Source organism: Pseudoalteromonas sp. S554 (assembly GCF_005930865.1).
GTDB lineage: Bacteria > Pseudomonadota > Gammaproteobacteria > Enterobacterales > Alteromonadaceae > Pseudoalteromonas > Pseudoalteromonas marina.
Map to the genome: position 1 here is coordinate 1 of NZ_PNDV01000082.1, position 19,013 is coordinate 19,013.

Consider the following 19,013-nt stretch of genomic DNA (forward strand, 5'->3'; position numbering starts at 1 on the left):
ATAATTTAACCCAAATCTGCAAACCGGGATGCAAAATCGATGATTTACTGCCTTGGAATATCAAAAGCTAGGTGTAGATTGCCGGACGCTTACGCATGATAGTTTCGGCAATTAAATGGACGAACTTCATAAACACTACATAGATTCTTTTCCAAGAAGATACAGTCGATATTTGAATTATAAAAATCTTCGTTTGAAAGCGTAGTTAAGTGCCTAACTCTGTCTGTTAGCTTATATATGAAATCTGTTAGCTGAGTAGTAGAAAGGCTTTTTTGAATGCTTTGCTTTAATAAGAACACTTCGGCAGGCGTAACAAATACCCGACAATACGAACAGCAATAACTGCAATTTTCCTTACAAGCTACTTGTTTATTGGTGGCTTGGCTCACTGTTTCAATAAGAGATTCATGTCGTCTAAGTGATGACTGCAATGTCGATATAGTGGTCTTCCGACTCAGTTTACTGCTTGCTTCTTTCTGAGCTTGCTTGGAAAAAGATTGCAGAAGGTAAAGTGGATTAGTTGAAGTCATGATAATTGCGCCTTGTTTATTAAGTTGCAATTAGTGTCGCCCAGCCCGTAAACCTGTCAAAAATCATAATTTACTTGGAGCCTCATAGGCACTATGGGATGGAACCTGGTTTGCTTCGATTTAGTTTTACGAGCTCCATTTTCTCGGTGAAGACATAAATAAGTGAAATTTAGAACTTCCCTAGAATTGATAGAAGTAAATTTTGTTATACCTACAAAAAACCCTGTTAAGCAAAATTGAGTAACAGGGCTAATTCAAGTTAATGAGGACGTCGGTTATGCTCTTTGGATTTTCTGATCGTGTTATGAAAGGAATTAATGAGTTCTTCAACTCGAGTCATAAGATCCTTTTCTTCCCTCTCCTCACAAAACCTAACTATAGGTGACTTCCCCAATAGGAATGTAGTGACAGCAAGTATCGGCTGCATAACTGCGTGAACAGTTAGCGCTTCATCTGCAACATCAACAATGTAATCAATTTCATCGTTAAGGACAGTTATGGCAGTCACTGCGTCATTGATTAGTTCTTGATAGTTCTTCTGGTTATGCTGATTCATCTGCTTAACCTTCAAGTCAATTAGCGACATTGCGAAAACGGCTTCTAAGCCACTATCGGTGATCATGAGATTGGATACAAGGGATTTGAACTCTGGTTCTGACATTAAGTCATCTTGAAGGTTTGAAATTAAAGCTTGTTGATGCTGCTCAGCAGTCGGTAAGTAATATTCTTGCTTAAAGCTTAACATGGTGTTTTTCCGTTTTAATTAGCTTGAACACCATATTCAGTTAGTTCAACAACTTGTCAAAAAACAGGCGAATAGTGAGGAGCTTAGCGTTTCAAAACAACTAACTGTCTTGTCACGACATAAATTGAATATAATTTAAAACTTAATCTTCAAAAATATCTCATGTGTACCTGTTCCGATATCTAATGCAAATCTGTATTTACAGAATAAAAAACGCTTTGTTATCTTTAATTACTAAGCCATTGCCAGTTTAGCAGCCTGTTTCCACATAAATGCGGGCATGGTATTACGCAACTTCCAAGTAATATTCATCGGTTGGCTACCTGTATGTGACATATAGTCAACTTCACCGAAATTAACAAACCCCATCGTTTTACCAAATTCATCTTTAGATTGCTCACGAACAAAGAGGAACAAACGTTTGCCTTTTTCTTTGTGGGTTACATACTCTAACCCTTTACCCCGCTCAGGCCTCGCTGAGTTTTGGCTTTGCCAATGGAAGAGGTCTTCATTTATCGCATAATCGTGATACATGGTAGTTGGTGAAAACTGTTTTTCATTTTTATTCAAAGTGACAAACAACAATTCGATATTTTGCTCTTTAATATTAAACACACCTTCTCTTGAATTTGGCTGCTTCTCAAATGTGGTAGCACCAAAACCAACGAGTATTTGCTCTCTGGCATATCTAGCATGAAGCTTCATCGGGTGGTTGCCCATCATTGGCATTGTTTCTTGTTTATGGTGTATACGGCCAATTAGCAAAGTGGTTAAACTCCCTAACTCCGCTTTTAACCACTTATGTTCAAGTTGGTTTAAACTATCGTTAATATCTTTAAAACCTAGCTTTTCTCCAGATTGTTGCCAGAAGTCATAATGCAACATGAGCTGGTGTGAACCTAAACTTATCAATCCTTGTTTAGCGAAGCTTTGTAAATTATTTAGGTATTCATGATCATCGCACACTAACAACCTTGTCTTTACCATTCTGGCAAAGTTACGAATAAGCTCAGGATCCACATCATTTAATAAACCGGCCTCTAAACAAAGCTCAGTCCAACTTAGTCTTTTATACAAAGCTTCTACTTCAACTTGTGGATATACTTTGATGAAGTTTGCCAAGTTCATTTCTAAGGTTGAGTCCCTAGAAAAAGAATGTGCTAAACCTATTAACCGTTGTTTGCTTAAGGTCGCATTACGAATGTTCCTCAGCACAACATCTTGAGTTTGTTTAGATAGTTCAATTCGGCATCCAAGCGGCGCATGAGGAAATCCATTTTTAATTTCATCACTAATGGCGCCATCGGTTTTCCCCACCAACGCTCGAAACTTATGGGCAAAATCGTAATCGGCATTGGCATTACCAACAAAATCCAACACAGTACAAACTTCTTTATCATCAGCTAAACGCAAACCACGTCCCAATTGCTGTAAAAAGATCGTCAAACTTTCTGTTGGTCTCAAAAACAACAGCGTATCCACCTCGGGTATATCCACACCCTCATTAAAAATATCAACAACGAATAAAATGTTGATTTCGCCACTTCGGAGGGCTTGCTGCTTTTGAGCTCGGTCTTGACTGTTATCACTGGTTAAATAGTCACACTTAATACCTTTGAGCAAAAACTGCTTACACATATATGCCGCATGCTCTTTGCTAACGCAGAAAGCCAAAGCTCGCATGTTACTTATTGAAGTAATTAGTTCATTTAGGGTTTGGTATATTTTGTCTACTCGTTGCTGGTTATGAGTATACAGGTTCGTAAGCTCTGCAATATCATAGCGCCCACGACTCCAACTGATATTCCGAAGGTCTGTATCATCATCGACACCAAAATACTGAAACGGGCATAAATGGCGACGATTAATCGCTTCAGGTAAACGAATTTCCGCAGCAATAACACCGCAAAAGTCATCAAGAATATTAGAGCCATCATGCCTTTCCGGCGTGGCAGTCAAACCAAGTAAAATCTGCGGTTCAAATCTGGCTAAAATGCTTCGATAAGAACTGGCAGCGACGTGATGCACTTCATCTATAACAACATAATCATAATAGTCTGCGGATAAATTTAAGTCGGGGAGTTGGTTATTCAGTGTTTGTACTGACGCAAACAGTTGCTCATATCGCTCTGGTTTATAATTACCTACCCACAACTCACCAAAACTGGCGTTTTTTAACACGCCTCGATAGGCCAACCTCGCTTGCTTTAAGATCTCTTCGCGATGAGCAACAAATAAAAATTTGGCGTTCGGCTTCTGTTTTAAATAGCGAGCAAAATCAAACGCCGATATTAACGTTTTTCCAGTGCCCGTAGCCGCGACCACTAGGTTTTTAAATCGCTGATGTAACGATCGCTCTACTTCAAGTTGTTCGAGGATCTCTTGTTGGTGAGTAAATGGTTTAATCTCAAAATAATGCGCCGATGGCTCGTTTATGCCATCGCCAATACGTGCTCGTTTTAAAGCTGTTTTGAGTTTTTCTTTAGCTTCAACTTTGCCATCAAAAATTTCAAACTCGTTTGAATTCCAATAAGTTTCAAATGTATTTATGGATCGCTCAATAATATGAGGGATCTCTTGAGATGTAATTTTTAAATTCCATTCAAGCCCACTCGTTAAGGCTGAATGAGATAAGTTGGAAGAACCAATATAGCCTGTATTAAAACCGGTATTTCGTAAAAACAAATAGCTTTTAGCGTGTAATCGTTCGCGCTTTGTATTGTAGCTAAGCTTAACTTCTGTGTTCGGCAAAGACGCTAAAAACTCTACTGCTTTAGCATCCGTCGCGCCCATATATGACGTGGTGATCACCTTTAACTTGCGACCACTACGAGTAAACTCTTCAAGCTCTTTGCGGAAAATTCGAATGCCCGCCCACTTGATGAATGATACTAACCAATAAATTGTATCTGACGATAAGATCTCACGTTTTAATTCGCTCTCTAACGACAAGCCGGCATTACTGCCGCAAAACAACTCACTTTGGGTAAGGCCGGTTAGCGGGAATATATCTTCAACGTACTTTTTAAGATCGGCGGAAACGGGGTTTTCTATTTCGTATAAAGCGGTGAGTATTTTGCCCTGACCTTCAAGCAAGTTTTCATCAAAAAACTCGTCATCCTGCAGTTTATCTTTAAGCCATAGAATTAGTTGATTCGACAACTCAATTTGACGCTGAAGTTGATCATCTCCGGATGGTAAGCAATTAACAGCATATTCAATTACACGATTTAAAAAACGAGACAACCAAATTGCCGCCTCCGATTGCTCCAAAACACGCTCACCAACATAAAACTTATCGTGATTTAGACGACCTGAAATTAGGTTAGTGATAAGTTGTTCGTATATTCCTAGAGTATTCATTAACTACTTCAATTATTCCTTCAACGAGAACAAACCATACACACAAACAAAGGGGAATTAAATATCATGCGTTTTACTTGACTTATTTTAAGTGATAAATATACGACCGGAAGTGTCCTAGTCCAGAGCTTAATCTTAAATAACATGTAAACATCCATCGATAATCTGTTTGCAAAATCATCCACCCTTAGGCCCTGTCTTTACAAACCCCCTTATATGCAATTAATGATTAATACAATTTAAAAGGGAGTAACTTGTGTAAAGTTTAAAGTAGTGTGGTAACTGTTCTTCAGAAATTTTCTTTATTAATACGATGAAAAAATGTAAATTACGTAATCAACTTAGTTCGTTGTATATAAAGGAAAATTATGAACTACATGGAAATTTTAAAGATTACTGCGAAATCAAGTCCAATTCCTACTATTATCACTATCATCGTAGCAATTACCTTTTCAAAGGTACTAGACAAGGAAATTTCCGACCTTGTAACAATTGTGGCTTTAATTCTAACTTTCTTAATTATTTTAGCGTTAATTGTTTATTCTAAACTACCAGCAAAGAAGACTAGCAACGCAACAGCAAAAGAGTTCTCAAAAAATAAACTATCTGATATCGAACTAGAAGACGGTGAAGTTTTTATAGGCTCAAAAGACTCTAAAGACGTTGTCACTAGCTTTAAAGAAAACGAAATATCAGGAATTAAAAGCAAAAATGGAGACGTCTTCATTGGTAGCAAAGGCAAGTAGTTGAGTGATGGAAGATAATCCTTTTTCCTATAACACTATTCGCGATGTTGAAACTGATAGCGGCGATATATTCATTGGAAACAAACAACTCAACTTTAACTTCGAAGTTCCAAAGGTTGACTCGGACAGTATATTAAAGTTAGTTGATGAGTATAAAAAAATCAGTTGTGAAAGTGATGAATTCAGAGCAATTAAAGAAGAGCTAGAAGATTACAAAAAACCGCGCCCTAATAGAGATATTATTGGATTAGAAAATAAACTCATGGACGGTAACCGTAAAGATCTCATCGAAGAAGCTAAAGAATATAAGGACAAATTCGCAAAGAGACTTATGCGTTATGAGTTTTCCACTCATCAAACTGCAATTCATTTGACACTGCTAGGGAAAATAGAAGAACGATTCAATACGTATATTGTTCCTCTAATTAAAAATGGTTCAGAAAATGAAAAAGTTGATCTCGCTATATCAACACTAATTATTCAACCATTGTCTCAAGAAGTAATGGCAGCAGATCCGACATTAACCGCGAAACAAATTAGAGGAATGATGTATATGATGACTGGCAATTGTTACTTAAAGTGGTCGAAGTCATGATTTTATACCACCCTGCTAAAGATACTAACCATTGTATTTACAGATTACTTTCAATACTCTTTTTTAATAATGGCAGCATTTCTATAGAGAAAATTCGCTTACTGGATTTTTATGCTTCGTTTCCACACTTGTTAAAAACTATCTCACCATGGCCTCAAGATATTAAACATTTGAAAAAATTGATATCAACTATACCTGAGCCTTACGAGAAGATATCAAATGCCAAAAGAGTTTTTTTTGAACTGTCAGAAGTTCAGGGAGTAGCAATAGCAACACTCTTTGGTAAAGGACTTTTAGATACAAACCTATATTCTGAAGGTGAGTTACACCTCAATAAAGAAGCTATTCCAAGTGAACTTTTATCTCTGATTTGTAAAAAACAATTTGTTGATGAAAATGTACAAAAAGTTTTAATCGAGGGGCTACTAAAAACTGTTTGGGAAGGTGATAAAGGATTGAAATATAGGTCAGGATTACTGGAATACAAATATGACTAATACAACTACTCTGAATATAAATAAAGTTGTAATTAAAGCAGGAACTAAGACTGTTTATGATGAAAATTTTAGCAATGGCCTAAACGTAATTAGAGGGTTCAACGGTACTGGTAAGTCAACAATAATGGAGTTGATATCATATGGATTAGGTGCCGATATTAAAAAACATAATTGGAAAAAAGAAGCGTTAGATTGCACTGAAATTACTATATCGCTAGATTTAAATAAAAAGCCTTATGTGTTTAAAAGAAAGATCGAATCAGCAACTAGTAAACCTTTAATAGAAATGTTTGAAGGTAGCTTCCAGGAATCTTTAATAAAGCACGAAGGGTGGACTAGTTATAAAAATAGTAAAAGTGAAGCTCGCAAGAGTTATTCAATGCAGTTTTTTAGCTTACTTGGCCTTGAGCAACATAACACTGCAGATAGTGAGTCACTGACTATTCATCAATTGTTTAGATTGCTTTACATTGATCAAGACACACCTGCATCTAAAATTTTTAGAACAGAACCTTTCATCTACGATAAAGAATCAATGAGAAAGGCTATAGGTGAATATACTTTTGGATTTGATGATTTAGAAGCTCATTCATTGAGGCAAAAGCTATATGTAGCCAACAAACAGTTTGATAAATTAGAAGATGAGCTTAGAACAATTTATAAAGTGTTAGGCCAAACCAATATCAAAGCAACATCTAAAGAAATAGATCAAGATATAAATAGCTTAACTGAAGATCTTTTGAAGCTAGAAACCCAAAGAGAACTTATTCTATCTAATAAAGGTTCATTCCAAGACGAAGATATTCAAAAGAAGTCAAAAATACTCCAAGAGTCAATATCAAAACAGTCAAAACTGATTCAAAAGCTAGATAGTGAATATATAGCCACTATTTACGATATATCAGAAAGTGAAGAGTTCTTAAAAGCTTTGGAATTTAGAAAATCGTCATTAGATCAGGCGAGTTTAACCTCAAGCTATTTGGAACATATTGCGTTCAAATATTGTCCTAGTTGTTTAACAGAAATTAAGCCACAAAGTGATGAAAACAAATGCTGCTTGTGTCACTCCGACAAAAAAGCCAACACAGTTAACGAAACATATATACAAGCTTTGAACGAGTTAGACTTTCAACTCAGTGAAACAAAGCAAATGCTGTCTAAAGAGTTAAAAAAGAAAGCTGAGCTGCAGTCATCAATAAAAGGCCATAAAGAAACTCTACATCATCTAAGAGCAAATCTAAGAGAAATTAGTAATTACAGCAGTGATTATGAAATTAAATTAACTGAGTTAGCAAAAGAGAAAGGTTATATTGAAGCTCAAATATCAACTTTAAAAGATCGATTAGATTTAGCTGCCACTTTAGATGTTAAAAGGGAACAAAAGGCTGCATTACAAGCTAACTTAACAAGATATGAAGATAAACTGAGGGCAACCGAAGCTATGCGTGCTAGTCGCATTAAATCAGTTAAAAATGCCATATCAGAAGAAGTGCTAGAAATATTAAAAGCTGATGGAGGAGTTGAACCTGCATTTAACAACGCAGAGCGATTTGATTTTGACTTTGCAACTGATAGCTTAAGATTAGATGACAGAGCTAATTTTTCTGCCAGTTCAAATGTTATTTTAAAAAATGCTTTCCATTTAGCAACTTTGATAGTGGCAGTAAGAGACAACGAGTTTAGACTGCCCTGTTTTATGATGTTCGATAACATTGAAGACAAAGGAATGAAAGAGGCTAGAAGCCAAAACTTTCAACGAATTATTGTTGATAAAATAAGTGAGTTAAAGGGTTCATTCCAGATAATCATGACAACATCTATGGTTGATGACACCTTAAATAATGACGAGTACGGAGTCGGCCCATATTACGAAAAAGGTGATCATACATTGAATTTCTAAAAGTACGAGGATGGAAAGGTCTAACTGTTGTTTTCCATTAATGGTAGCGCGAGTGGTAGTTCAGTGTTAATCTTCCCGAGACGGCATTGCTGGAAGGCTTGATTTTATTAGGCTTCAGAGGCGCTCTGGATATTGTTCTTCGTTGAGATCCAGAATATTGAATAGCGTAAAGTTCGCCTGTGACTCACTTGAGCACAAATAGCTAAATAAAGTACAATGTAATAATTAAAGGCTTGGGTTATTTATAACCCAAGCCTGTTTATTTTTTGATAGAGAAAAACATGGCTCAAACTCGCGGAAACTTATTTATTTTATCAGCGCCATCAGGTGCAGGTAAGTCTAGCTTAATTAATGCCTTACTTAAGAAACATGCAGATATGAAAGTATCGGTATCGCACACCACTCGCTCACCTCGCCCAGGTGAAGAAAATGGCATTCACTATCACTTTGTAACTACAGATGAGTTTAAAGCATTAATTACCAAAGATGATTTTTTTGAGTGGGCACAAGTTTTTGATAACTATTACGGTACATCAAAACAAGCTATTAAGTCGCAACTTGACGCAGGCATAGATGTATTTTTAGACATAGACTGGCAAGGTGCACAGCAAGTTCGTAAAATTATGCCAAGCGTGCAGACTATTTTTATTTTACCGCCTTCTAAAGCAGAACTTGAACAACGCTTAAATAACCGCGGCCAAGACTCTGCAGATGTTATTGCGTCTCGTATGGCCAAAGCACAATCTGAAACATCTCATTTCAACGAGTACGATTTTGTTATTGTAAACGATGATTTTGATACTGCCCTTGGTGATATCGAAACGATTGTTATGGCGCAGCGTTTAACATTAAGCGCTCAAGAAATTCGTAATAAAAAATTACTAAATGACCTTTTAAAGTAAATTAAGGGCATTTAATTAGGTCATACTCAGTAAAACTGATAAAAATTGACCACTACCTATTGGCGAAAGTCCCTGCGTACAGTAAACTACGCCTTTGCTTTTAAATTATTTTTGGAGTGCTGAGATGGCTCGCGTAACAGTTGAAGATGCAGTAGATGCAGTTGGTAATCGTTTTGACTTAATTTTAGTTGCGGCTCGTCGTGCCCGCCAAATTGCTGTTGGTGGTAAAACTCCACTAGTAGACCCTGAAAACGATAAACCAACCGTTGTTGCTTTACGTGAAATTGAATTAAACCTTGTTGATAGCTCATCAATGGATTTAATCGACCGTGAAGAACAACAACATCAAGAAGCAGCAGAACTTGCTGCTGTTGCTGCTATTGTTGGTGGCAACCAATAATCGACCTCCCGGTCTGATTTAGCCAACGGCGCAGTATTTCTACTATAGCCGTTGGCAATCCTTTCTTTTCATCGTATATTCTTAACTTACCGTTACCTAATTTGCTTCACTAGAACATTGGAGTGTGAATGTATCTTTTTGAAGGTCTAAAAAAGAAAATTTCTGAATACTTACCTGCTGCTGAAGTTGAGCTGGTACAAAAATCTTACGTGGTAGCACGAGAGGCCCATGAAGGTCAAACTCGCTCAAGCGGCGAGCCTTACATTACTCACCCCGTTGAAGTAACTCAAATCCTCGCAGGTATGCACCTTGATCATGAAACGCTCATGGCCGCATTAATGCACGATGTAATTGAAGATACCGACTTTAGCCAACAAGACTTAGCTGAGATTTTTGGCGAAACCGTCGCAGAACTTGTTGAAGGTGTAAGTAAGCTTGATAAGCTAAGCTTTAAAGATAAAAAAGAGTTTCAGGCTGAAAACTACCGAAAAATGATCATGGCAATGACACAAGACATTCGGGTTATTTTAATCAAACTTGCCGATAGAACACACAATATGCGCACCCTTGGCGCACTTCGCCCAGATAAACGCCGCCGCATAGCGCGTGAAACACTTGAAATATACGCACCCATTGCAAACCGTTTGGGTATTCACGATATAAAAAATGAACTGGAAGACTTAGGTTTTCAAGCATTATACCCTATGCGCCATCGTGCACTTAAGTCGGAAGTGGCTAAAGCCCGTGGTAACCGCAAAGAAGTTATCTCCAATATTCAAACTGAAGTAGAAGCTCGCTTAGAAGAATCGGGCATTGCTGCTACTGTATCTGGACGCGAAAAACACCTTTATAGCATTTATAAAAAAATGCTAAATAAGGAGTTGCTGTTTAATGAGGTAATGGATATTTATGCGTTTAGAATTGCCGTCGATTCAATGGATACCTGCTACCGTGTATTAGGCGTTGCGCATAATTTATATAAACCTATTGAAACTCGCTTTAAAGATTACATTGCGGTACCTAAAACAAATGGTTACCAGTCGTTGCATACTTCGCTTGTTGGCCCGCATGGTATTCCTGTAGAAATACAAATTCGTACTCATGATATGGATCATATGGCCGACAAAGGCGTTGCAGCACATTGGATGTATAAAAAAGCAGGCGATGGTGCAGGAAATACGTCTCAGCAACGTGCTCGTCAATGGATGCAAAGCTTACTTGAACTTCAACAAAGTGCAGGGTCGTCATTTGAATTTATTGAAAACGTTAAAACAGAATTATTCCCTGAGGAAATTTACGTATTCACCCCTGATGGCCGAATAGTTGAACTACCAATGGGCGCTACTGCGGTCGATTTTGCGTATGCAGTTCATACCGACGTAGGCAATACCTGTGTAGGCGCGCGTGTTAACCGCAAACCTTACCCGTTAAGTAAACCACTAGACACAGGCCAAACAATTGAAGTGATCACCAGTTCAGGCGCTCACCCTAATGCTACTTGGCTTAACTTTATTGTGACGGGTAAAGCGCGCTTAGGTATTCGTAATTACCTTAAGAGTCAGCATCATGAAGAAGCTATGTTGCTTGGTAGACGCTTACTCGACTCTGCACTAGGCGAAAACAAGCTAGATAGTATTCCTGATGAAAATATTGCACGCGTTCTTGAGGAGCATGAACTTTCGACCTTACTTGAGCTGCTTGTAGAAATTGGCGCTGGTAATTTAATGAGCGTACTCATAGCCAAGCGTTTATTGCAAAATGATTCTGACGACTTGACCGACATAACGAAACAAGCCAAAGCGACCATTATTGGAACAGAAGGCATGTTAGTCAATTACTCTAAATGTTGCCGCCCTGTCCCAGGTGATGCAATTACTGCACACATAAGCCAAGGTAAAGGATTAACAGTTCATCGCCAAGAATGTAAAAATATTCGTGGCTGGGAAAGTGAACGATCTAAATACTTGGTCGTAAAATGGGATGATAACCCTGAAAAAGAATACATAGCAGCCCTTAGGGTAGAGATTATTAATCATCAAGGTGCGTTAGCTAAGTTAACCAACGTAGTTGCCACAACCCACGCTAATATTGTTGAAATAGCGACTGACGAAAAAGAAAGTAATTTATATGTGATAGACCTTGGAGTCACGGTTAAAAACCGTGTCCATGTTGCCAATATTATGCGAAAAATTCGCGTAATGCCCGATGTGCAAAAAGTCTATCGAAAAAAATAACATAGGAAAAACATGAACAAAGCATTTATATCCACCGAAAAAGCACCTGCAGCAATAGGTACTTATAGCCAAGCAGTTAAAGTTGGCACTGCAGTATACTTGTCTGGTCAAATTCCATTAGTACCTGAGACTATGGAAGTTATATCAGAAGACTTTAGTGAGCAAACACATCAAGTATTTAAAAATATCACAGCAGTGTGTGAAGAAGCCGGTGGTAAAATTCAAGACTTAGTTAAAGTAAATATTTATTTAACTGATTTATCTAACTTTGCTGTCGTTAACGAAGTGATGAGCCAGTACTTTAAGCAGCCATACCCTGCACGTGCAGCAGTTGGTGTACGTGCTTTACCAAAAGGTGTACAAGTTGAGATTGACGGAATAATGGAACTGCCTTCAACTAACTAATATTTTCCTGAGCTATAGACCCACTCTATAGCTCACACCTGTCCTCTTTTTATACTATATTGTTATTCTTACTATCTTGACTCCGTCTTCAATTTCTATCACTCTGTAACTATGTCATTAATTTACTAAAACTTTAGTGGTTAAAAAGGATTAGCTGTGTTTAAGCTTGCTCATAATGGGAATGTTTTACTCGATGTAAATAAACACCCGCCTCCAAGTGCTACATTTGTTATTGAAGCAATAGAAATGTCTAAATTTTGCGACTGTAAAATTGATTACGACGCAATTAATGCATTCTTCAAAGATAAAAGTGCAGAGCCAGTACTTATCGTCGCGACCAAATACGATGCAAAGTTAGAGGTTGTCATCAGTGATGATAAAATGATGGCTACTGGCGAGCTTACCGTCGCGCAAGGCGGTGATTTACTCAGCCTTGATGATGCAAAAAAACAGCTAGTCAAAGCAGGTATAGTTCGTGGTTATAAGCAAGCATATTTAGAACAACTATTACAAAAGCAATTTACTGCTAAAGCAGGTGAGGTTGTGCAGGGTATTTTGGCTCAAGGCCGCCTGCCCAGTGATGGCTTAGCAACTAAACTCGTTACCAAAGTAAGAACCTTAAAAGACCATCTAAAAACCCCAAAGTTAAAAGAAGATGGCAGCGTTGATATGCGTGACTTTGGTAAAATGGCAAGTGTTGAGCCTGGTGCGGTACTTATACGCCAGCAACCCGCAACTCCAGGAAAAGAAGGCTTTACTGTACTTGGCGATATACTACCAGCGAAACCGGGTGACAATAAACAACTTGTTGCCGGTGAGGGTACCGAGATCTCTAAACTTAACCCTCTAGAGTTAGTATCAACCATATCAGGTGTGCCTATTGAAATTACTAACGGAATGCGCGTAGACGATATTTTTACTATTCCCGATGTCAACGTTAAAAGCGGTCATATTGATTTTGAAGGCAGTGTGATTGTTACTCGAAATATAGAACCTGGAATGAAAGTAACCGCCAAAGGTGATATTACAATATTTGGTACTGTTGAATCTGGTGAGTTAACGGCCGGCGGTAATATTACTGTTAAGCAAGGCGTTATTGGGCATCAAAAATCTGACGACAAATCGCTTTCGTGTAAGCTTATATGTGAAGGCGACATTCATGTATCACACTCACAATATTGCTATTTAGAAGCTGCAAATATTTTTATTGAGCGACAAACTAGCCACTGTATTATGAAGGCACGTCATGCTCTTAAGGTGGGTCAACCAGATTTACCTAAAGGTAAGATATTTGGCGGCGAGATTTTAGACGCGACAACATTAATTGCTGGTGAAATTGGCAACGAATCGGGTGCTAAAATGGTTATTAATTTAGCAAGCTCCGGCGGTGATATTACTGCTGAAACTGACGAGTGCTTTAAAGAGCTTGCTAAAACGGAGCAGCAATTAGACTCCTTACAACCTGCATTAGAAAAAGCAGACTTGCTTAAAGATCCAGAAAGAAAAAACGAACTTATCAATAAAATTGGTGCTACTCAGTTACATCTATGTCAACAAGCAGAGCAATATGAAAGGCAACTCTCATCATTAGAGAATAACCTTCATGAATTACTTACAAATACACACTTAATCGTCAATACAGTTTTACATTCAGGTGTGGAAATACATATTTTTGATAAAGTTCTTAAAACAAACCGTAATTACCCACCTTGCACAATAAAACTGATGAATAACAAAGTAGAAGTTGAGTTTAAAACATCGTGAATATAGAGTGCTAAAAGCAGCACTCTTATATCTTTCATTAGAGTATACCGTCAACACTTGCATGTGTTTGTGTTGACCATACTCCAACTTGAACTTGTCCAATATGTTCCTTTTGCAGCAATAACATAGCCAAACGTGATTGCCCAATACCTCCACCAATAGTTTGTGGAAACTGACTTTTTAATAATGCCTTATGCCAATCCAATTGCAGGCGGTCATCATCTCCTGTAATCCTCAACTGAGTTTTTAGTATCTCGGGGCTTACACGAATCCCCATTGAAGATATCTCAAAGGAATCTTCCAGTATTGGATTCCATACTAAAATATCACCATTGAGCCCTATATATTGTTCGCTCGTTGGTGTAGACCAATCGTCATAATCAGGCGCTCTTACATCGTGAATTTGACCATCGCCTAATTGACCGCCAATCCCAATTAAAAATACAGCACCATATTTTTTTGCTATTGCTTTTTCGCGATTTTTAGCCGTAAGGTCAGGGTATATTTTACGAAGCTCTTCACTGTGCACAAATTGAATATCACTTGGTAAAAAAGGGTCAAGTGAAAAGTGTTCGCTAACAAATTGCTCTGTTTCTTTTATGCCTTTATAAATTGATTCAACTGTACGTTTGAGGGTAGTTAAAGAACGTTCTGTTGATTCACAAATTACCTTTTCCCAATCCCACTGATCAACGTAAACCGAGTGGATAGGACTTAGCGACTCTTCATCAGGGCGCAGTGCCTTCATTTGAGTGTAAAGGCCTTCACCTTTACTAAATCCATACTCGCCTAACGTTTTACGTTTCCACTTTGCTAGCGAATGCACAACTTCGTATTGGCTATCGGCAATCGCTTTTACATTTACTGCTACAGCGTTTTCATGACCGCTTAAATTATCTTGTGTGCCATCACCTACTTTTGCAAGAATAGGTGCCTGCACTTCGACTAGCCCTAACTGTTTTTCCAATTGCCGTGAAAAAAATTGCTTTACGCTGCTTATTTGCAACTGCTGCTGCACATAGTGTGAACTCATAATAATTGGCCTCATTCCCAGTTATTGTTACTTACTTTATTTTTAATAACGCACCTAATAGATGCTGCTAATGAAGTTACTGTAACGATTTAAACTTTTAATTCAATAACCCATAATAAAAATAGCTTTAATGTGTTAATTCGACTAATTTACAGGGTATAAAAATGTGAATTCACTAATTTAAATAAGAAAAAATAATGGAAAATTATCAAATCGATAATCTCGATAAACAGATACTTCACGCTTTAATGGAAAACGCCCGTACAGCTTATGCAGAATTAGCTAAACGTTTTAACGTAAGTGCCGGTACTATTCATGTGCGTGTAGAAAAATTAAAACAAGCAGGAATTATCACAGGCACCCAATTAAGTATAAATACAAAGCAACTTGGCTATGACGTTTGCTGTTTTATTGGTATTAATTTAAATAATGCACGCGATTACCCTGAAACACTCATTAAACTCGAAGCGCTTGAAGAAGTTGTTGAAGCCTATTACACCACCGGTAATTACAGCATTTTTATTAAAGTAATGGCTAAATCAATCGACCACTTACAGGATGTATTAATAAATAAAATTCAAGCGATAGAAGCTATTCAGTCCACCGAGACACTTATTTCTCTACAAAACCCAATTAGCCGCACAGTGATGCCTTAGTACATAAAATTTCGTATAATTAACAAAAAAGAGGATCACCATGCAGCAAAATCGCTATCAACGAATTAAAGACGTCTTATCGCGTCGCCAAACCGACTTAACCGTGTGCCTAGAAGACGTGCACAAACACCATAACCTATCGGCTATTGTAAGAAGTGCAGATGCAGTGGGTTGCCACCATGTACATGCTGTATGGCCTGAAAACCAAAAATGGCTAACTAATAACACCTCTGGCGGGAGTAAAAATTGGCTGGAAACCCACCTTCATAAAAACATTGATGATGCCGTAACCATGATGCGACAGCACAACCCAAATGTACAAATATTAGCCACGCACCTGAGCGAAGATGCCGTTGATTTTAGAGAAATAGATTACACAAAACCCACAGCAATTATTGTTGGGCAAGAAAAAACAGGGATCTCAGCACAAGCCCTTAAGCATGCCGATCAAAACATAATTATCCCTATGCAAGGCATGGTGCAATCTCTTAATGTTTCTGTGGCTGCAGCACTCATTTTATTTGAAGCACAACATCAACGCGAAAAGGCAGGGCTATATAACCGTAATATGTTGAGCGAAGATATAAAACACCCTATGTATTTTGAAGGCTACCACCCCGTTATAGCTAAACAATGCCGTATAAAAAAACTACCTTACCCGCCACTCGATGAAGAAGGTGAAATAATTGCTGACGATGAATTTTGGCACGCCTTAAAACATGCTTGATGCTTAGCGAGCCTGTGAGTACACTTAACTCATTCACAAATAAAAAGATTTGAGCCTACATTGTCTAAACCTAGCTTAAACCAATACCCCATTACGGAACTTAAAGGGGTTGGACCCAAAATGGCCGAACGCCTTTTAAAGCTAGGTATTAAAAACGTGCAAGACATGCTCTTTCACTTACCGCTTAGGTACGAAGATAGAACCCGTATTTATTCCATCAACGAACTGTCATTACACAGCCACGTGAGCATTGAAGCCACAATAGAAACAAGCCAGATCACATTTGGCAAAAGACGTATGCTCGTTGTGCAAGTAAATGATAATACAGGGAGGCTCACACTTAGGTTTTTTAATTTCAGTGCAGCACAAAAAAATGCATTAAGCCCTGGAAAAATAATACGTTGCTTCGGCGAAGTTCGCCGCGGGCGTGTTGGCTTTGAAATGAGCCATCCAGAATACAGTTTAAGTGATACACCAAATGAGCAACCAACAGCTTCAACATTAACGCCAGTATACCCAACAACAGATGGTTTAAAGCAATTATCTATTAGGGCCCTAAGTGAACAAGCTGTAGAGCTGCTTAATAAATACTCTGTTGAAGAACTGTTACCCGTGCAATGGCAACCTTCTCAACTTGCACTAGCTGATGCCTTATTGTTGCTTCATCGCCCACCTAGTGATATCGACGTTAATGAACTAGAGCAAGGCACACACCCTGCTCAGCAGCGTTTAGTATTTGAAGAATTACTTGCACAAAACCTAAGCTTATTAAAAGTAAGAGAGCAAGGACAGCAAGCAAAAGCTGTGTCTCTAAGTTCTACAAATAAATTAGAGCCTCAATTTTTATCACAATTGCCTTTTGCGCCAACCAATGCACAAAATCGTGTTGTGTCAGAAATTAAAGTTGATCTAGCATCTCCTTATCCTATGATGCGCCTAGTTCAAGGCGATGTAGGCTCTGGCAAAACCTTAGTTGCGGCATTAAGCGCATTAACAGCAATAGCTCAAGGGTTTCAAGTAGCTTTAATGGCACCTACTGAAATACTAGCAGAGCAGCATGGTATAAGTTTCACATCATGGTTTAAACAATTAGGCATAGACGTAGCATGGCTTGGTGGAAAAACAAAAGGTAAAGAACGTACAGCAACACTAGAAAAGATTGCCTCTGGTGAAGCACAAATGATTGTAGGTACACATGCTTTATTTCAAGATGAAGTAAAATTTAACAACCTAGTACTTATAATTATTGATGAACAACATCGTTTCGGTGTTCACCAGCGTTTAACACTAAGAGAAAAGGGACAATTTAATGGCTGTTATCCACATCAACTAGTGATGACCGCAACCCCCATTCCACGTACTTTAGCAATGACAGCTTATGCCGACTTAGAAGTCTCAATTATTGATGAGTTACCACCTGGCCGAACACCTATTACTACAGTAGCACTTCCAGACACGCGTCGTGACGATATAATTACTCGCGTTAAATCAGCTTGTAATGAACAAGATCGCCAAGTTTATTGGGTATGCACACTCATTGATGAGTCTGAAGCACTGCAATGCCAAGCAGCTGAAGATAGTGCTGTGCAATTGAAGGAAGCCTTGCCAGATTTAAGTATTGGCTTAGTACACGGACGAATGAAGCCAGCAGAAAAGCAGGCCATCATGGAAGACTTTAAAAAAGGCCTTATACATGTTTTAGTTGCTACAACAGTAATTGAAGTAGGTGTTGACGTACCTAACGCAAGCTTAATCATTATTGAAAACCCAGAGCGCTTAGGTTTAGCACAATTACACCAGTTACGCGGGCGAGTGGGAAGAGGGAGTATTGCCTCCCATTGTGTTCTTTTATACCATGCACCACTTTCGCATACCGCTCAAAAACGCTTGGGTGTACTTAGAGACAGTAACGATGGCTTTGTGATAGCCGAGCGGGATTTAGAAATACGCGGCCCAGGTGAAGTCCTAGGAACTAAGCAAACAGGCTTAGCAGAATTTAAAATTGCTGATTTAACCCGAGATAAACAAACTCTAAATCAAGTAAGACCCATTGCACAACAGATGTTAAGTCAATACCCTCAATATGTAGATCAACTCATTCAACGCTGGTTGGGCAATAAAACAAACTACGCACAAGCATAACCCCATTATACTTATTCCAACATCACTCTAGGTAGTAAGTGGTTTTCAAATATAGTGTACAGTCTTCTAGCTGAAACCTCTGGATGTAAATGCATATACGCTGATTACTTCCTACCCTTAGCCTTATAAATTATGTTGTAGTGCCCACAGCGGTAGAGAGTCACAGTGAAATGTTGCCTATCTTAGGCCAGTGTATTGAATAGCCAAAACACTCTTAAAAAAGAGACGCTACGCTTTAGAGATTACTTTCCTGCAGACGCAAAAAACCCGTCACATTGCTGTAACGGGTTTCTCTTATTTGAAGCCTGGTAATGTCCTACTTTCACATAGCAAATGCTACACTATCATCGGCGCTGTTAGCTATAAATACATAT

General features: G+C 38.2%; 16 protein-coding genes. 12 read left to right on the forward strand and 4 right to left on the reverse strand.

From position 1 onward, the window contains the following. Nucleotides 1-89: 89 nt before the first annotated feature. From CWB65_RS20275 to CWB65_RS16515, 3 genes are all read right to left on the reverse strand, one after another. A complete protein-coding gene (locus CWB65_RS20275) occupies nucleotides 90-530 on the reverse strand; it encodes a YkgJ family cysteine cluster protein (protein WP_138741020.1) in 441 nt (146 codons plus the stop codon). Between the two features lie 259 nt (nucleotides 531-789). After that, nucleotides 790-1,275, reverse strand: coding sequence for a hypothetical protein (locus tag CWB65_RS16510; protein ID WP_138741021.1), 486 nt, complete (start codon nucleotides 1,273-1,275; stop codon nucleotides 790-792). Between the two features lie 234 nt (nucleotides 1,276-1,509). Continuing rightward, nucleotides 1,510-4,638: a DEAD/DEAH box helicase gene (locus CWB65_RS16515; protein ID WP_138741022.1), complete on the reverse strand. Its 3,129-nt coding sequence runs from the start codon at nucleotides 4,636-4,638 to the stop codon at nucleotides 1,510-1,512. 368 nt (nucleotides 4,639-5,006) lie between these two features. Here CWB65_RS16515 and CWB65_RS16520 point away from each other — a divergent pair, with 368 nt between their 5' ends. The 9 genes from CWB65_RS16520 to CWB65_RS16560 all read left to right on the forward strand — a co-directional run bounded on the left by CWB65_RS16520 (nucleotide 5,007) and on the right by CWB65_RS16560 (nucleotide 14,081). Further along, nucleotides 5,007-5,384, forward strand: a complete 378-nt coding sequence (locus CWB65_RS16520; RefSeq protein WP_100914102.1) for a hypothetical protein — start codon at nucleotides 5,007-5,009, stop codon at nucleotides 5,382-5,384. 7 nt (nucleotides 5,385-5,391) lie between these two features. Beyond that, nucleotides 5,392-5,979, forward strand: a complete 588-nt coding sequence (locus tag CWB65_RS16525; protein ID WP_138741023.1) for an ABC-three component system protein — start codon at nucleotides 5,392-5,394, stop codon at nucleotides 5,977-5,979. Next, the gene (locus tag CWB65_RS16530) at nucleotides 5,976-6,476 is read left to right on the forward strand and encodes an ABC-three component system middle component 5 (protein ID WP_100914104.1); all 501 of its coding nucleotides are present in this window, start codon (nucleotides 5,976-5,978) and stop codon (nucleotides 6,474-6,476) included. The genes CWB65_RS16525 and CWB65_RS16530 overlap by 4 nt, the downstream gene beginning before the upstream one ends. Further along, the gene (locus CWB65_RS16535) at nucleotides 6,469-8,376 is read left to right on the forward strand and encodes an AAA family ATPase (protein ID WP_138741024.1); all 1,908 of its coding nucleotides are present in this window, start codon (nucleotides 6,469-6,471) and stop codon (nucleotides 8,374-8,376) included. The genes CWB65_RS16530 and CWB65_RS16535 overlap by 8 nt, the downstream gene beginning before the upstream one ends. A 281-nt stretch (nucleotides 8,377-8,657) precedes the next feature. Beyond that, complete coding sequence (gene gmk, locus CWB65_RS16540) at nucleotides 8,658-9,278, forward strand: guanylate kinase (protein ID WP_138741025.1); 621 nt, start codon at nucleotides 8,658-8,660, stop codon at nucleotides 9,276-9,278. Nucleotides 9,279-9,402: 124 nt separating this feature from the next. Beyond that, nucleotides 9,403-9,678, forward strand: coding sequence for a DNA-directed RNA polymerase subunit omega (rpoZ, locus tag CWB65_RS16545; RefSeq protein ID WP_006794742.1), 276 nt, complete (start codon nucleotides 9,403-9,405; stop codon nucleotides 9,676-9,678). A gap of 128 nt (nucleotides 9,679-9,806) precedes the next feature. Continuing rightward, the gene (spoT, locus tag CWB65_RS16550) at nucleotides 9,807-11,912 is read left to right on the forward strand and encodes a bifunctional GTP diphosphokinase/guanosine-3',5'-bis pyrophosphate 3'-pyrophosphohydrolase (RefSeq protein WP_008130682.1); all 2,106 of its coding nucleotides are present in this window, start codon (nucleotides 9,807-9,809) and stop codon (nucleotides 11,910-11,912) included. Between the two features lie 12 nt (nucleotides 11,913-11,924). After that, complete coding sequence (gene ridA, locus CWB65_RS16555; RefSeq protein ID WP_006794740.1) at nucleotides 11,925-12,317, forward strand: deaminase RidA; 393 nt, start codon at nucleotides 11,925-11,927, stop codon at nucleotides 12,315-12,317. 156 nt (nucleotides 12,318-12,473) lie between these two features. Continuing rightward, nucleotides 12,474-14,081, forward strand: coding sequence for a flagellar assembly protein A (locus CWB65_RS16560; protein WP_039038564.1), 1,608 nt, complete (start codon nucleotides 12,474-12,476; stop codon nucleotides 14,079-14,081). A 37-nt stretch (nucleotides 14,082-14,118) separates the two neighbouring features. On the opposite strand, the gene asnA is transcribed toward CWB65_RS16560, so the two are convergent. Then, nucleotides 14,119-15,114: an aspartate--ammonia ligase gene (gene asnA / locus CWB65_RS16565; RefSeq protein ID WP_138741026.1), complete on the reverse strand. Its 996-nt coding sequence runs from the start codon at nucleotides 15,112-15,114 to the stop codon at nucleotides 14,119-14,121. Nucleotides 15,115-15,311: 197 nt separating this feature from the next. Here asnA and asnC point away from each other — a divergent pair, with 197 nt between their 5' ends. The 3 genes from asnC to recG are packed head-to-tail and all read left to right on the forward strand — an operon-like array spanning nucleotide 15,312 to nucleotide 18,639. After that, on the forward strand, nucleotides 15,312-15,770 hold the full coding sequence (gene asnC, locus CWB65_RS16570) for a transcriptional regulator AsnC (protein WP_039038562.1): 459 nt from the start codon (nucleotides 15,312-15,314) through the stop codon (nucleotides 15,768-15,770). Nucleotides 15,771-15,810: 40 nt separating this feature from the next. Further along, nucleotides 15,811-16,497 carry a tRNA (guanosine(18)-2'-O)-methyltransferase TrmH gene (gene trmH, locus CWB65_RS16575; protein ID WP_138741027.1) on the forward strand — a complete coding sequence of 229 codons (687 nt, stop codon included), beginning with the start codon at nucleotides 15,811-15,813 and terminating at the stop codon, nucleotides 16,495-16,497. Nucleotides 16,498-16,557: 60 nt separating this feature from the next. Then, nucleotides 16,558-18,639: an ATP-dependent DNA helicase RecG gene (recG, locus tag CWB65_RS16580; RefSeq protein ID WP_138741028.1), complete on the forward strand. Its 2,082-nt coding sequence runs from the start codon at nucleotides 16,558-16,560 to the stop codon at nucleotides 18,637-18,639. Nucleotides 18,640-19,013: the final 374 nt, after the last annotated feature.

What these genes read in the sequence shown, in the direction of transcription:
- CWB65_RS20275 (WP_138741020.1), bottom strand. Translation starts at nt 530, where the DNA reads ATGACTTCAACTAATCCACTTTACCTTCTGCAATCTTTTTCCAAGCAA.
- CWB65_RS16530 (WP_100914104.1), top strand. Translation starts at nt 5,976, where the DNA reads ATGATTTTATACCACCCTGCTAAAGATACTAACCATTGTATTTACAGA.
- CWB65_RS16525 (WP_138741023.1), top strand. Translation starts at nt 5,392, where the DNA reads ATGGAAGATAATCCTTTTTCCTATAACACTATTCGCGATGTTGAAACT.
- CWB65_RS16535 (WP_138741024.1), top strand. Translation starts at nt 6,469, where the DNA reads ATGACTAATACAACTACTCTGAATATAAATAAAGTTGTAATTAAAGCA.
- asnC (WP_039038562.1), top strand. Translation starts at nt 15,312, where the DNA reads ATGGAAAATTATCAAATCGATAATCTCGATAAACAGATACTTCACGCT.
- ridA (WP_006794740.1), top strand. Translation starts at nt 11,925, where the DNA reads ATGAACAAAGCATTTATATCCACCGAAAAAGCACCTGCAGCAATAGGT.
- trmH (WP_138741027.1), top strand. Translation starts at nt 15,811, where the DNA reads ATGCAGCAAAATCGCTATCAACGAATTAAAGACGTCTTATCGCGTCGC.
- rpoZ (WP_006794742.1), top strand. Translation starts at nt 9,403, where the DNA reads ATGGCTCGCGTAACAGTTGAAGATGCAGTAGATGCAGTTGGTAATCGT.
- CWB65_RS16520 (WP_100914102.1), top strand. Translation starts at nt 5,007, where the DNA reads ATGAACTACATGGAAATTTTAAAGATTACTGCGAAATCAAGTCCAATT.
- spoT (WP_008130682.1), top strand. Translation starts at nt 9,807, where the DNA reads ATGTATCTTTTTGAAGGTCTAAAAAAGAAAATTTCTGAATACTTACCT.
- gmk (WP_138741025.1), top strand. Translation starts at nt 8,658, where the DNA reads ATGGCTCAAACTCGCGGAAACTTATTTATTTTATCAGCGCCATCAGGT.
- CWB65_RS16515 (WP_138741022.1), bottom strand. Translation starts at nt 4,638, where the DNA reads ATGAATACTCTAGGAATATACGAACAACTTATCACTAACCTAATTTCA.
- CWB65_RS16510 (WP_138741021.1), bottom strand. Translation starts at nt 1,275, where the DNA reads ATGTTAAGCTTTAAGCAAGAATATTACTTACCGACTGCTGAGCAGCAT.
- asnA (WP_138741026.1), bottom strand. Translation starts at nt 15,114, where the DNA reads ATGAGTTCACACTATGTGCAGCAGCAGTTGCAAATAAGCAGCGTAAAG.